Here is a 14,371-nt window from a genome sequence, read left to right on the forward strand (position 1 = left end):
CACGGCGCGCACCGGAACGGCGGCAGCGACGTCGAATCCGGTGGTGGCGAGCCGGTGCACGGTCGCGGGAACGTCGGCGGCGCGCACGGTGAGCACGTCCACTCCCGACGGAAGCACCTCCGACGCGGGCACGATCACCTGCTCCGGTCCGACACCACGGTCCGGGTAGTACGTCCGCAGCACCTCGTGCCGGGTGAGCACGTCGAGCACGGACGCCGCCAACGCCGCGCGATCGATCTCGGTGCCCGGCCGGGGGTCGAGACGCAGCGCGAACGGCAGGTTGTACGCGGCGGAGTCGGTGTCGTACTGATTCAGGAACCACATCCGGTTCTGAGCGGGCGAGAGCGGCAGCCGCTCCGGCCGCGGGAGTGCCGTCGGCACCCGCCGCGTGTCGGTGGGGCGGGCGTCCGCGATGCGGGCCGCGAGCTCGGCGACCGTCGGGGCGTCGAACAGGGTCCGCAGCGGCAGATCCACACCCGTCCGATCCCGCAGCGCCGCCGTCACTCTCGTCGCGCTCAGCGAGTTGCCACCGAGTTCGAAGAAACTGCTGTCCCGGCCGACGGACGACCCGTCCGCTCCGGTGACCGCGGCGAACACGGCCGCCACGGTCTCCTCGGCCGAACCCTCCGGCGCACGATGCTCGGCGATGGGCGCGCTCGGCGGTGGCAGCGCACCGCGGTCGAGCTTGCCGCTGGGGCCGAGCGGGAAGCTCTCCAGCGAGACGAACTGCGCGGGGATCATGTGGCTCGGCAGCGACCGCAGCAGGTCGGTCCGCAGCGCCGCGACGTCGAGCCCGTCGACGATGGTGGGCACCACGTAGGCGACCAATCGCTGGTGGGCGGGATCGTCGCCGTGCACGACGGTGACGGCGGAACGCACATCCGGATGTTCGGACAGCGCGACGTCGATCTCACCGAGCTCGATGCGCTGGCCACGCAGTTTGACCTGGAAGTCGGTGCGGCCCAGGTACTCCAGGACACCGTCCGGCTCACCGCCCGCGACGCGGTACCGCACCAGGTCTCCGGTGCGGTACATCCGCTCGCCCGCGCCGGTGAACGGATCGGCGACGAACCGCTCGGAGGTCAGGGCGTGCCGACCGGCGTACCCGCGGGCGAGCTGCACTCCGGCGAGATAGAGCTCTCCGACCGACCCCGGGGGGACCGGCTGCAGCCGCGCGTCGAGAACGTAGGTGCGCGTGTTCCATTCGGGGGTTCCGATGGGGACGGTGTGCGCGTCGGACTCGCGGTAGGTGTGGGCGGTGACGCTGACCGCGGCCTCCGTGGGGCCGTAGAGATTGTGGACCTCGGCGTCGCTGTGGGCACGCAGGCGAGCGGCGGTCTCGGCGGGCAGCGCCTCACCGATGGCGAAGACGGCCCGCAGCGACTCCGGAATGCGATCGCCCGCGTCGGCCACGAACGCGGCGAGCATGGTGGGCACGAACGTCGCCACGGTCACCGACTGCTCCCGCATGATCGCGGCGACGTAGGCGGCGTCGCGGTGGCCGTCCGGCGTGGCGATGACCGTGCGGGCGCCGATCTGGCCGGGCCAGAACAACTCCCACACGGACACGTCGAAGGTGACCGCGATCTTGTGCAGCACGACGTCCTGCTCCGTGAGCCGGTACCGGTGCTGTTTCCAGTCGAGCTGGTTGACGACGGCGCGGTGCGAGATCACCACACCCTTCGGGCGGCCGGTGCTGCCCGAGGTGAAGATCGCGTAGGCGGCGGTGTCGGCCGTGAGCGTCCCGAGTCGCTCGGCGTCCCCCACCGGTCCCGACGCGTACCCCGACAGCGACAACGTCCGCACGTCCAGCACCGCGGGGTGCTCGGGGAGCCTACCCGCGACATCCCCGGTGGTCAGGATGCAGCGCGGATTCGAGGCGTCGACGACGAGGGCGTTGCGCGAGATCGGATGGTCCGGATCGATCGGCACGTAGGCACCGCCGGCGGTCAGCACCGCGTAGAGAGCCACCATCATCTCGGGCGAACGCCGCACGGCCACACCGACGTACACCTCGGGGCCGACACCGCGTTCGATCAGATGGCGGGCCAGCCGGTTCACCCGCGCCGAGAACTCACCGTAGGTGAGGTGGACACCCTCGTAGGTGAGCGCGACGGCATCGGGGGTCCGGGCGACCTGCTCATCGAAACGGCCGACGAGCGTTCCGGGGCGCACGGCGACCGCGGTGTCGTTCCATTCATGCAGCACCCGACGCCGTTCGCGCGGGCTCATCGGATCCACCGTGTCCACGGGTGCGGCGGGATGCGCGACCACGGCGCGCAGCACACGGAGGAAACGCTCGGCGATCGTCTCGACCGTTCCACGGTCGAACACGTCGTGGGCGAAGGAGAACTGCACGTCGATCCCGGCGTGCTCGTCGCGCTCGTAGAAGGTCGCGCGCAGATCGAACGGTGCGGTGTCGGTGGCGATCTCGTCCACCGCGATCGAGACGGAGGGAAGGGTGAACTCGGCGCGCGCGAGGTTCTGGAAGAACAGGGCGACCTGGAAGATCGGGGACCGACCGGCGACGCGCGGTGGGTCGACGACCTCGACGACGCGCTCGAACGGCAGGTCCGTGTGGGCGAACGCGGACAGATCGGTCTCGCGCACCGACCGCAGCAATTCCTCGAAGGTCCACGATCGGTCCATTCGGGTACGCAGGGCGACGGTGCCGACGAACATCCCCACCAGGTCGTCCACCGCGTGATGCCCTCGCCCGGCGACCGGAGTTCCCACCGTCACGTCGTCGGTGCCGGAGATCCGTCCCAGCAGCAACGCGAACGCGGCGTGGACCACCATGAACGGCGTCGCCGAATGTCGGAGTGCCAGTGCGGCGATCGCGTCGTGCAGGGCGCCGTCCACCGTGGTGGTGACGACCGATCCCCGGCCCGACGGTACGGCGGGGCGCGGTCGGTCGAACGGCAGGTCGAGCTGATCCGGCATTGCGGCCAGAGTGCGTTCCCAGTACCGGCGCTGCTCGGCGGCGACCGAGGCGGGGTGGTCCTCCGAGCCGAGGTTCTCGCGCAACCACACCGCGACGTCGGCGTACTGCATCGGGAGCGGGGCGAACGCCGGGTCGGAGCCGTCGACCCGCGCGGCGTAGGCGGCGGCGACGTCCCGCGCGAGCGGGGACACCGACCACCCGTCGGCCGAGATGTGGTGGAGCACGACCGCGAGCACGTGCGTGTCCTCGCCCGGCAGCGCGAACAGCGCTGTGCGCAAGGGCAACTCGGTGGTCAGATCGAACCCGGTCGTCGCGGTTTCTCGCAGGGCTGCGGCGAGCGCCTCGCGGTCCACCGGCGTCGGATCGAGCACCGTCGGGTCCGACGGCGCGAGCGTCGGCTCGTCGAGGATGTGCTGGTGCGGCCCCTCCGGACCGTCCGGGTAGATCGTGCGCAGCGGTTCGTGTCGCCGGACCACGTCCGCGAGCGCGGCCGACAGGGCGGCGACGTCGAGCGAGCCGGTGATCGTGACGGAGAACGGGATGTTGTCCGCCCCGGAGGTCGGATCGAACCGGTTGCGGAACCAGAGTCGTCGTTGCGCAGGCGAGAGCGGGAGCACGTCCGGTCTCCGCGTCGGGACCGCGCCGAGCGCCGGTGCCGAGCCGGACCGCTCGGCCCGCAGGGACCCCAGGCGCGACGCCAGTGCGGACACGGTGGGGAACTCGAAGAGCTCACGCACCGCGATGCGCACCCCGACGCTCTCGCCGAGCCGACCCACCACCGTCGTCGCCGTCAGCGAGTCGCCGCCCAGCTCGAAGAAGTCCGTGTCCGCGCCCACCTCGGCCGCGCCGGTCACGTCGGCGAAGACCGCCGCGACGGCCAGCTGATCGGCACCCTCGGGGGCGAGATACGGGCGGGTCGAGGCGCGGCCGGGATCGGGGAGCGCGGCCCGGTCGAGTTTGCCCGCGCCGGTGAGCGGCAGTGCGTCGAGAACCACCACGGTGGGCACGAGGTGCGCCGGAAGACGATGCCGAGCAGCGGCTTCCACCACATCGGCGTCCAGTTCGGCGCCGTCGTCGGCGACGAGATAGGCGATCAAGCGCGTACCGCCCGCGGGGTCGACACGCCCGATGGTCGCCGCCTGCGCCACGCCGGGATGCGCGGCGAGGACGGCGTCGATCTCGCCGAGTTCGACGCGCAGTCCGCGCACCTTGATCTGCTGATCGCTGCGGCCGAGGTACTCGAGTTCGTACCCGCCGGCACCGTCGCCGACCCACCGAACGGTGTCTCCGGTGCGGTACATCCGGGTCCCGTGACCGAACGGATCCGCGACGAAGCGGCCGGCGGTGAGCCCCCACCGGTCGAGGTACCCCGTCGCGACGGCGGGCCCCGAGACGTACAGCTCGCCGGGGGCACCGACGGGAACCGGGGACAGTCGACGGTCCAGGACCACCGCGGCGGATCCCTGCACGGGTGTCCCGATGGTGATCGGCGCGCCCGGAACCAGCGCGGCACTGCGAGTGGCCATCACGGTGAACTCGGTGGGCCCGTAGGCGTTCACGAAGGTGCGTCCGGGTGCCCACTCCGCCACGACCTCCGGCGGGCACACGTCACCGGCGGTGACCAGCACGCGCAGGTCGGTCACCCCCGCCGAACGCGTGGCCGCCAACACGGCCGGTGTGATCACCGCGTGGGTGACGCGGTGCCGGATCAGCAGGTCGGTCAGCTCGGCGCCGCCGAACACGTCCGGGGGCGCGATCACGGCGGTCGCGCCGGATCCGACGGCCATGAGCAGTTCGAACACCGACGCGTCGAAACTCGGCGACGCCACCTGCAGCACCCGGGCGGACGCGGTGATCGAGAAACGCTCGCGCTGATCGGCGACCAGGTCGGCCACCCCGGCGTGGGAGACGACGACGCCTTTGGGCACGCCCGTCGATCCCGAGGTGTAGATGACGTAGGCGGGGTCCCCCGGCCGAGCCTCGACCCGGGTCGGCTCGTCGTGTCCGTCGACACCGTCGTACTGCGAGTACGCCTCCGACGGATCGGAATCGAGCAGCAGCCACCGGACGTCGTCGGGCAGGGACGCACGCAGAGCGGGCGTCGTCACCCCCCACGTCGCCCCGGAATCGGCGAGCATGTGCCGCACCCGTTCGTCGGGGTAGCTCGGGTCGACGGGGACGAAGGCCGCACCGGACTTGGCGACGGCCCACACCGCGACGGTTGCGACGACGGACCGCGGCGCGGCGACCGCGACGACGTGACCCGGTCCGGCGCCCGACGCGATCAGGGCCCGCGCGAGGCGGTCGGAGTACCGATCGAGCTCGGCGTAGGTCAGGGTGGCGTCGTCGGTGACGAGAGCGGGGGCCTCCGGATCGACGACCGCGGCGGCGAGCAGCGCCCGCAGAGTCGTCGGCGCGGCGCCCGGTGGACCCGACGCCGGGACCAGCACGCCGCGCTCGCTCGCGTCGAGCAGATCGATCTCGCCGACGGTCGAGGAGGGATCGTGCCCCAGCACCGATTCGAGCACCCGTAGGTAGCGGCGGTGATGGGAGTCGAGGTCCGCCTGCGAGTAGAGGGTGGGGTTGGCCTCGAAGTCGACGTGCAGCCGCCCGTCCTCACCCTCGTAGACGTTCAGGGCGAGATCGTCGACGGGACCGGTGGTGAGCACGTGCGAGCGGCCGACGAGATCCCCGAGCCTGATCTCGTTTCCGAACAGCATGATGTTGACGACCGGGCCGAACAGGCCGAGTCCGCTGTCCCCCGCGTCCCGGCGGATGTCCTCGTGTCGGTAGCGCTGGTGTCGCAACGCGCCGGTCACCGAGCGACCCACCGCGGTCAGCAGATCCTCGAGGGCGCGGTCGCGGCCGACGTCGAGGCGCAACGGCACGACGTTGGACAACATCCCGCCCGACCGCCGACTCGACGCCGTTGTGCGCGCGGTCACCGGGAGGGAGAGCGTGATCTCGTCGACTCCGGCCATGGTGGCCAGATAGATCGCGTACGCCGCGATGGCGAAGGGAGCCGAGCTTCCGCCGGTGGCCTCCGCCCGACGTGCGAGCACCGCGAGCGTCGATTCCGGCAGCGCGTCGGCGGCGATGCGCGAGAGGGCCGAGGGTGCGGCCGGGGCCGAGGTCAGCCGGGGCGGGTCCGGGAGGTCGCGGGTCACCTCACGCCAGTGCTCGGCGTCGCGGACGAAACGATCGGACGTGCGGTACGCCGCCTCGTACTCGAACAGCTCGCGCGGCTCCATCGGCGTCGTCACGGAGACCGCGTGGCCGGAGACAGCGGTCGTGTACGCGGCAGCCGCGCGTTCGGTGAAGTTCTTCGCCCCCACGCCGTCGAGCACGATGTGGTGGGCGCGGGCGTACCAGTACCACCGCTCGTCCTCGAGCCGCAGCACGGCCGCAGCCATCAGACGGTCTGCGAGCAGGTCGACGGGGGTGCTGTACTCGGCGCGCATCCACTCCAGCGCGGCCACGTGCGGATCGCTCGCTCCGCGCAGGTCGATCCGGCTCACGACGGACGGTGCGTCGGGATCGACGAACTGACGGGGCTCGCCGTCCACCTCCACGATGCGCACCATTCCGGAGCCGATCTCGGCTGCGGCGTCGATACCCGCCTGCGCCAACGCGTCGGGATCGACGTCGCCGTGGATCTCGACGTACTGCGCGATGACGATCGGGACGTCGGGGGCGGCGTGCTGGGCGTACCAGAGTCCGCGTTGGGCGTCGGAGAGGGGAAAGGTCTCCGGCTGCGGGCGGGACACGGAGCCATCGGCGAGCGTGCGCACCCGATCGGACGAGACGAGGGAGCGATCGCGCATGTAGAGCAATCCCCCCTGTCCGTCGATGCGCGTCCGGTCGACGCGTCGTTCTGTTCCGATGTGCAAGAAAAGAGTGGTTTGTCGTGCTATTTCCCTGAGCCACGGCAACTGACTCGCTAGTAATGTATCGAATAACTTGTTATCCACGTTACGTACGGACCAAAAGTTTCTTTGGGTCACGAGGTGGTGGTTCGACCGTCGACCCGGCTGAACCGTGTCGTCGACATCGTCGTGACATACTCGCTGTCATGCCATCTCCCGGAGTGGCCGTCCACGTCGACGGCATCACCAAATCCTTCGGGGACGTACACGCTCTGCGGGGAGTGAGTTTTACCGTTCCCACCGGCTCGGTTCTCGGTGTTCTCGGCCCCAACGGGGCCGGCAAGACCACCACGGTCAACGTGCTGTCCACCCTCTTGCGCCCGGACACCGGCTACGCGTCGGTGGCGGGTTTCGACGTCGTCAAGAGCGCCCCCGAGGTGCGCCGACGCATCATGATGACCGGTCAGTACGCCGCCCTCGACGAGGGTCTGACCGGCAAGGAGAACCTCGAACTCTTCGGTCGACTCATGGGTCTGAGCAAGAAGTCCGCCCGCGCCCGCGGCGCCGAGCTCCTCGAACAGTTCGACCTCGAGGACGCCGCGGCTCGCAAGGTGTCCGGGTACTCCGGCGGCATGCGTCGCCGCATCGACATCGCCTGCGGCCTGGTCACCCGGCCCGAGGTGGTGTTCCTCGACGAGCCGACCACCGGACTCGATCCGCGCAGCCGTCAGAGCGTCTGGAATCTCGTCGAGGGGCTGAAGGCGGACGGCATCACGATCCTGCTGACCACCCAGTACCTCGAGGAAGCCGACCTCCTCAGCGACAACATCGTGGTCATCGACAAGGGCACCGTCATCGCCGAGGGCACCGCCGACCAGCTCAAATCGCGCACCGGCGCGAGCTACTGCGAGGTGGTGCCGGTGCACACCGACGATCTGCCCCGCATCCACGAGATCCTCGTGGGCATCGCCGGATCGTCGGACCGCGTCGTCGACTCCGAGCCCGACCGCATGTCCATCCCGGCCCCGCACGGGCCGAGCACCCTCACCGAGGTGGTGCGACGGCTCGACCTCGCGGGCGTCGAGCTCGCCGACATCGGGTTGCGCCGCCCGTCGCTCGACGATGTCTTTCTCTCCCTCACCGCGCAGCCGGCTCGTCCGGTCGAGTCTCGATCGTGACCGCGACGACCGAAGCCCGTGCCCGGGCGGGGCGCCACCGAGCTCCCGAGTTGTCGTCGTTCCAACAGTGGCAGGCGCTCACCGGCCGGGTGATCGCGAGCCAGCTCCGCACGCACGAGCTCACGGTGGCCCTGTTGGCGCCGGCCATCTTCACCATCGGCTTCTACCTTCCGCTGCGTTTCGTCATGCGCACGCAGGGCATCGACTACGCCCAGTTCGTCATGCCGATCATCGTGCTCCAGGCCATGGCGTTCACGGCGATCTCGGCCGCGAGCCGCGGCGCGCAGGAAGAGCTCAACGGCATCAACCCTCGCTTCAAGACCATGCCGATCGGACCGGCGGTACCACTGCTGGCCCGTATGGCCGGCGCGACGTTCCGCTCCGCGCTCTCGCTGGCCATGGCCATCTTCTACGGCGTCCTCATCGGCTTCCGGTTCTCCGGGGGCTTTCTGCCGTCGTTGCTGTTCCTGGTCATCGCCATGCTGGTGGGCACCGCGTTCGCCTTCGGCGGCGACGCCATCGGTGTGCTCAGCCGCAGTCCCGAGGCCACATCTCAAGCACTCACGCTCCCCCAGCTGATCCTCGGCATGCTCTCCACCGGGTTCGTCCCCGAGGACGGCTTCCCGGAGTGGATCCGTCCGTTCGCCCGGAACCAGCCGATCTCGCAGTTCGCCACCGCGATGCGAGACCTCGCAGAAGGAACGATCGTGGCGTCGTCGATGGTGCCGGCGTTGATCTGGTGCGCCGTGTTCGTCGTTCTCTTCGCGCCCCTGTCCATCTGGGCCAACGTCAGAAGGCAGTGACATGACCATGCCGACATCGCGTGGCCGCACGCAGGACGTCGCCGCGTCCGACGCCGTCACCGAGCAGATCCGTATCCCGGCCGTGCACGAGCCGCGCTCGTCCTTCCCGCCCGCGGATCGCGACCGCGGCGAGCGCAGCCCCTCCGCTTTCGTGGTTCACAGCCTCCTGCAGGCCAAGCGGCTGTTGACGAAGTGGTTCCGCGATCCGCTGACCATGGTTCAGACCGTCTTCTACCCGTCGGTCACGCTGCTCATGTTCTCCGTGGTACTGGGTCGATCGATCTCGGGCGCGACGGGCGAGGACGCGATCTTCGGCCAGGTGCCGCTGATCGCGTTGGTCGGCTCCGTCTTCGGCGCACTCGCCAGTGGTGTCTCGCTCAAACGCGAGGCGCGCACCGGGCTGCTGACCCGGTTCTGGGTGATGCCGACGCATCGAGCGTCCGGACTGATGGGACGGCTGCTGGCCGAAGCAGTGCGGATGGTACTCACGACGTTCTTCATCGTGCTCGTCGGTTACGCCATCGGATTCCGTTTCAACCAGGGCATTCTGCACGCGATCGGCTTCTTCGGCCTGCCCCTGCTCCTGGGTACCGGCTTCGCGACGTTCGTGACGGCACTGGCCGTCATGGCTCCGAAACTGCCACTGGTCGAGCTCCTCTCGCTGGTGTGCACCCTGCTCATGTTCTTCAACTCGGGCTTCGTCCCCACGCAGGCCTACCCACCGTGGCTCCAGGGCTTCGTCGCGAACCAGCCGATGTCGACCGCCATCGACGCGATGAAGGCGCTCGCGATCGGCGGTCCGATTGCGCAGCCGCTCATGCAGACCGCCATCTGGGCCGTCGCGCTGACGGTCCTGTTCACCGTCCCCGCCATCCGCGGCTACCGGAAAGCGGCGATGGGCCGCGGCTGAATTCTCGGGGTGTGGCCGGGTGACCGGGTACACCCGCACGTACTCGGCACGACTTCGCGAGGGTCGATATGCTCCGATCGAACGTTGCGTGCCGATGGGTTGATCGATACAGAAATGTACGAGATCACAACCATCTACTCGTAGCACTGGAAACGAATTCCTCCCTACGAGCGATGAACCAGTGACGGCACCGGCGTGAACGATTGGGGAAGAACAATGGCGCTTCGTGACTCCCGCGACGATGTATCGACAGCCCCCGACCTGGCCACCGCGGTGACCGTGTCGACCGATGCCCACGAACGGCTGGCGTCACTGCGCCGCGAACTCGATTCCGTCGACCATCGTCTGCGGGACGCCCTGCGTGCCCGTCTCGACGTGTGCGAGGAGATCGGCCGCCTCAAGCGCGATCACGACATCGCCGTCATGCAGCCCGCCCGCGTCGGTGAGGTCACCCGCGGTGCCCGCGATTTCGCCGAGCGCAACGGTATGTCGCCGGACTACCTCGAGTCGTTGTACGAGCTGATCATCGCCGAGACGTGCCGGGTCGAGGACACCCTGGTGGCCTCGGACGCCGACCGACACCCCCGTGCGGACAACGCATGACCCGTACCCTGCTGATCGACAACTACGACTCGTTCACCTACAACGTGTACGACCTGTTGACGCACGTCAACGGGCAGCGGCCGACGGTGGTGCGTAACGACGTCCCGTTCGACACCCTGCATCTCGACGAGTACGACAACGTGGTGGTCTCTCCCGGACCGGGGCGCCCCGACCGGACCGACGACTTCGGTGTGTGCGCCCGCGTGATCGCCGAATCCACCCTCCCGGTTCTCGGTATCTGCCTCGGCCATCAGGGCCTCGGTGCGTCCTACGGCGCCCGCGTCGTCCGCGCCGACGAACCGATGCACGGACGCGTCTCGCAGATCCGGCACTCCGGAACCGACCTGTTCGACGGGTTGGACTCACCGCTGTCCGTCGTGCGCTATCACTCGCTCGTCGTCGCCGATCTGCCGACGGACCTCGAGGCGACGGCCTGGACGGACGACGGCGTCCTCATGGCGATGCGGCACACATCGCGGCCGCAGTGGGGTGTGCAGTTCCATCCCGAGTCGATCTCGTCCGACGGTGGTCGGCGCCTGTTGGGGAACTTCCGGGACCTGTCGCGGAAGAACGGCGCGAGCCGGGACTTGTCCCGGAAGAACGGCGCGAGCCGGGACTTGTCGCGAAGCGACGGTGGCTCGTCCTTCGTGCCCGCTCCGACCGCGACCGACCCCGCGCCTGCTCCCACTCCTCGCTACGTCGTCGAGCACGTCGAGGTGCCGCGCAATCTCGATCCTCGGGCCGTGCGCGACGCCCTGGCCCGGCGAACGCCCGCGGCGAACGCCGACACACGCTTCTGGCTCGACGGCAGCGCCAAGAACGACGCCGCGTCCCGATTCACGATCATCGGCGACGCGGACGGCCCGCGCGCGGAGTACATCACCTACGACGTGGAGTCGACGACGGTCCGGGTACGACGCAGCGACGGCGGGGTCGAGACCGTCCGCAGTCCGTTCTTCGACTTTCTGGACCATCGGCTGCGCGAGACCACGATCGCCCCGGACGATCCGACGCGTCCGTTGCCGTTCGACTTCCGGCTCGGGTTCGTCGGGTACCTGGGGTACGAGCTGAAGGCCGAGACCTGTGGCCGCGCCGCCCACTCCTCCCCCGATCCCGATGCGGCCATGGTGTTCGCGGATCGTGCCGTGGTGCTCGACCACGACGGTCACCGTGCCTTCGCGCTCTGCCTGAGCGCCGAGGCCGGCGAGCCGGTCTCGCGGGCGTGGCTCGACGAGATGACGGAGCTGCTGACCGCGCTGCCCGACGTCGCGGATTCCGAGGACGCGCCCGCTCCGGCCATCGCCACCCACCCCAGCGACACCGAGATCACGCTGCGGCACAGCCACACCGAGTACGTCGACCGCGTACGCGAATGCCTCGATCTGATCCGGGCCGGCGAGACCTACGAGGTCTGTCTGACCAACGCGGGGTCGGTCGAGGCCTCGATCGACCCGGTCACCACCTTCGACAACCTGCGTCGAGTAAGCCCGGTTCCGCACGCCGCGTTGCTCGAGTTCGGTTCCTTCGCGGTGGTGAGCACCTCACCGGAGCGGTTCCTGCGGATCGGCGACGACCGCGTCGTGGAATCCAAGCCCATCAAGGGAACGCGTCCACGCGGACTGAGCGACGCCGCGGACTCGGCGTTGCGGGACGACCTCCTCGGCAGCGAGAAGGACATCGCCGAGAACCTGATGATCGTCGACCTCGTGCGCAACGACCTCTCGCGCGTGTGCGCGGCCGGCACGGTCCACGTGCCGACTCTGTTCGGCGTCGAGACCTACGCGACGGTGCACCAGCTCGTCTCGACGGTGCGCGGAACGCTGGCCCCGGCCGCGTCGGTGGTGGACTGCATCCGGGCGACCTTCCCGGGCGGATCGATGACCGGCGCACCCAAGATCCGCACGATGGAGATCATCGACCGCCTCGAGGAGGGGCCTCGCGGCGTCTACTCCGGCAGCATCGGTTACCTCTCGCTGAGCGGCAGCGCGGACCTGTCGATCGTCATCCGCACCATGGTCGTGACCGACGACCGCGTCCGCTTCGGTATCGGCGGCGCCATCACCGCCCTCTCGGATCCCGAGGACGAGTTCGAGGAGACCCTGGTGAAGGCGTCGACGGTGCAGAAGGCGCTCTCGCTCGCGCCGGCCCCGATCGCCGCGGCGCAACTCACGCCTCCGTCGCGGCCGCTGTGTCGGCACGATCCCGCTCCCCCGCGTCGACCCACCGCCGCGCGATCGCGCCGATCGTGACCACCGTGACCGTCGTCGGCGCCGAGGGCGCCGTCGGCCGCATGTACGTCGACGCGTGCCGGGCGTCCGGACTCGTCGTGCACGCCGTCGATCGGGCGACGGGCGGCGACATCACCCGGCCCGACGCGTCCCTGCGAGAGACGCTGTCCGGCAGTGACATCGTGCTGCTGGCCGTCCCCGAACCGGCCGCCCTCGGAGCACTCGCCGGAGTGACCGCCCTACTTCGACCCGACGCACTCGTGGTGGACACCCTGTCGGTGAAGACCGACATGTCCCGCAGCGCGGCGGCGGCGAAGCCGCGGTGCGGCGTGGTCGGGGTGAACCCGATGTTCGCACCGTCCCTGGGCATGTCGGGACGCGTGACGGCACTCGTGGTCTACGACGCCAACCCCCGCGTCGCCGAGTTCACCGATCTCCTCACCTCCTGGGGCACCAGCGTGGTGCGCGTCGACGCCGAGCAACACGACCGCACCGTGGCCACCACCCAGGCGCTCACCCACGCCGCCGTGCTCGCCTTCGGGACCGCCGCGGCCCGGCTCGGCGTCGATCCGGACCTCGCCCTCGCCCTGGGACCGCCACCGCACGCCACGATGTCCGCCCTGCTCGCTCGCATCGCGACCGGCACCCCCGAGGTGTATCACGATGTGCAGCACGGTAATCCGTACGCCGCAGCCGCTCGACTGGCGCTCGCGGACGCGGTGCGCGACCTCGACAGTGCCGCCGCCACCGAACCCGAGTTCGCCACCGCGATGTCCACGGCCGCGACCGCGCTGGGCTCCGACACCGACTCCTACCGAGAACACTGTGCGGCACTGTTCGCCGTTCCCTTTCGTCACCGTTCGACCGCAGATCCGGAGCACTCATGACCATCGACACCACCGCCGACCTCGAGACCACGCTGCCGTCCCTCGACCCGCGGACCCCCGTCGAGAGCGCCGTCGTGGCCCGCCTGGCCGCCAACTGGCATCGGCGCGCGACGGTGAAGAAGCCGGAACCGACGTGGGACGGATTGTTCGACGAGAACAAGCACGATTACCCCGACGCTCTCGTGCCCTTCGCGCGACACGAGGGCTACACCTCCCTCCCCGAACACCGTCGCCACCGCATCCGGGCGCTCGCCTGGATCGCGTTCAACAAGAACGTGATGGACGTCGAGCAGCACGTGGTCAACCCCGGTTTCGCGTTGCTGGCGCAGGACGTCTTCGGCACCGGCATGGGAGACACGCTGGCCGTCGCCGTCACGCAGGCCATGGTCGACGAGCAGTACCACACGCTGATGCACCTCCAAGCGAGCGCGTTGACGCGCCGGCAACGCGGACTGGCCGTGCAGGACCGGGACCTCCCCTCGCCCGCCACGGTCCGGAACCTGAGGGCCCGGCTGCGCGCGACCGACGACGAGTGGGCCGCCGCGCTCATCACTCTCGCCTACACGACGGTGGCCGAGATCTCGATCACCTCGTACCTGAAGCTCATCGAGGACGGCCCCGACATCCAACCGGTGAACCGGGCGACGGTGGCGCTGCACGAACGTGACGAGCACTGCCACGCATCCATCGCGGCCGAGATGGCCGTCGTCGTCTACCGCACCCTGTCGATCGACGATCGGGCGCTGTTCCAGCGCGAACTCGACGGTGCGATGGCTGCGTTCGCGTCGAACGACCTCACGACGTGGGACCGCATCCTCGAACTCGAGGAAGTGCCGGGACGCGAGGCGATGATGGCCGATGTCGCCGCCGACGCGACGAGAGAACCGCTGGTGCAGGACTACTCGGGAATCGCCGCGCTCCGACGGGAACTCGCCGCCTGCGAGTGACCCCG

8 protein-coding genes (1 of these 8 cut by a window edge) are annotated in these 14,371 nt (G+C 69.7%); 7 read left to right on the forward strand and 1 reads right to left on the reverse strand.

Annotated elements, in window-relative coordinates; genetic code table 11:
* Positions 1 to 6,768: the beginning of a non-ribosomal peptide synthase/polyketide synthase gene (locus ACY466_RS17085; RefSeq protein ID WP_463246836.1), read on the reverse strand. The gene continues 24,156 nt to the left of window position 1, outside the view; the window shows 6,768 of its 30,924 coding nt (coding positions 1-6,768); the start codon lies at positions 6,766 to 6,768; its stop codon lies beyond the left edge, outside the window.
* A gap of 248 nt (positions 6,769 to 7,016) precedes the next feature.
* Between ACY466_RS17085 and ACY466_RS17090 the strand changes: the two genes are divergently transcribed.
* The 7 genes from ACY466_RS17090 (at position 7,017) to ACY466_RS17120 (ending at position 14,366) form a co-directional block, all read left to right on the forward strand.
* The gene (locus tag ACY466_RS17090) at positions 7,017 to 7,988 is read left to right on the forward strand and encodes an ATP-binding cassette domain-containing protein (protein WP_463246838.1); all 972 of its coding nucleotides are present in this window, start codon (positions 7,017 to 7,019) and stop codon (positions 7,986 to 7,988) included.
* Positions 7,985 to 8,791, forward strand: coding sequence for an ABC transporter permease (locus ACY466_RS17095; RefSeq protein WP_463246840.1), 807 nt, complete (start codon positions 7,985 to 7,987; stop codon positions 8,789 to 8,791). Before ACY466_RS17090 ends, ACY466_RS17095 begins: the two co-directional genes overlap by 4 nt.
* 1 nt (position 8,792) lies before the next feature.
* Positions 8,793 to 9,701, forward strand: coding sequence for an ABC transporter permease (locus tag ACY466_RS17100; RefSeq protein ID WP_463246842.1), 909 nt, complete (start codon positions 8,793 to 8,795; stop codon positions 9,699 to 9,701).
* A 216-nt stretch (positions 9,702 to 9,917) separates the two neighbouring features.
* The gene (locus ACY466_RS17105) at positions 9,918 to 10,304 is read left to right on the forward strand and encodes a chorismate mutase (RefSeq protein WP_463246844.1); all 387 of its coding nucleotides are present in this window, start codon (positions 9,918 to 9,920) and stop codon (positions 10,302 to 10,304) included.
* Positions 10,301 to 12,553, forward strand: a complete 2,253-nt coding sequence (gene pabB, locus ACY466_RS17110; protein ID WP_463246847.1) for an aminodeoxychorismate synthase component I — start codon at positions 10,301 to 10,303, stop codon at positions 12,551 to 12,553. The genes ACY466_RS17105 and pabB overlap by 4 nt, the downstream gene beginning before the upstream one ends.
* Positions 12,550 to 13,419: a prephenate dehydrogenase/arogenate dehydrogenase family protein gene (locus tag ACY466_RS17115; RefSeq protein ID WP_463246848.1), complete on the forward strand. Its 870-nt coding sequence runs from the start codon at positions 12,550 to 12,552 to the stop codon at positions 13,417 to 13,419. The genes pabB and ACY466_RS17115 overlap by 4 nt, the downstream gene beginning before the upstream one ends.
* Complete coding sequence (locus ACY466_RS17120; protein WP_463246850.1) at positions 13,416 to 14,366, forward strand: diiron oxygenase; 951 nt, start codon at positions 13,416 to 13,418, stop codon at positions 14,364 to 14,366. Before ACY466_RS17115 ends, ACY466_RS17120 begins: the two co-directional genes overlap by 4 nt.
* Positions 14,367 to 14,371 lie beyond the last annotated feature (5 nt).

The sequence above is a fragment of the Rhodococcus sp. K11/5 genome (genome assembly GCF_055193735.1).

What these genes read in the sequence shown, in the direction of transcription:
- ACY466_RS17100 (WP_463246842.1), top strand. Translation starts at nt 8,793, where the DNA reads ATGACCATGCCGACATCGCGTGGCCGCACGCAGGACGTCGCCGCGTCC.
- pabB (WP_463246847.1), top strand. Translation starts at nt 10,301, where the DNA reads ATGACCCGTACCCTGCTGATCGACAACTACGACTCGTTCACCTACAAC.
- ACY466_RS17120 (WP_463246850.1), top strand. Translation starts at nt 13,416, where the DNA reads ATGACCATCGACACCACCGCCGACCTCGAGACCACGCTGCCGTCCCTC.
- ACY466_RS17105 (WP_463246844.1), top strand. Translation starts at nt 9,918, where the DNA reads ATGGCGCTTCGTGACTCCCGCGACGATGTATCGACAGCCCCCGACCTG.
- ACY466_RS17090 (WP_463246838.1), top strand. Translation starts at nt 7,017, where the DNA reads ATGCCATCTCCCGGAGTGGCCGTCCACGTCGACGGCATCACCAAATCC.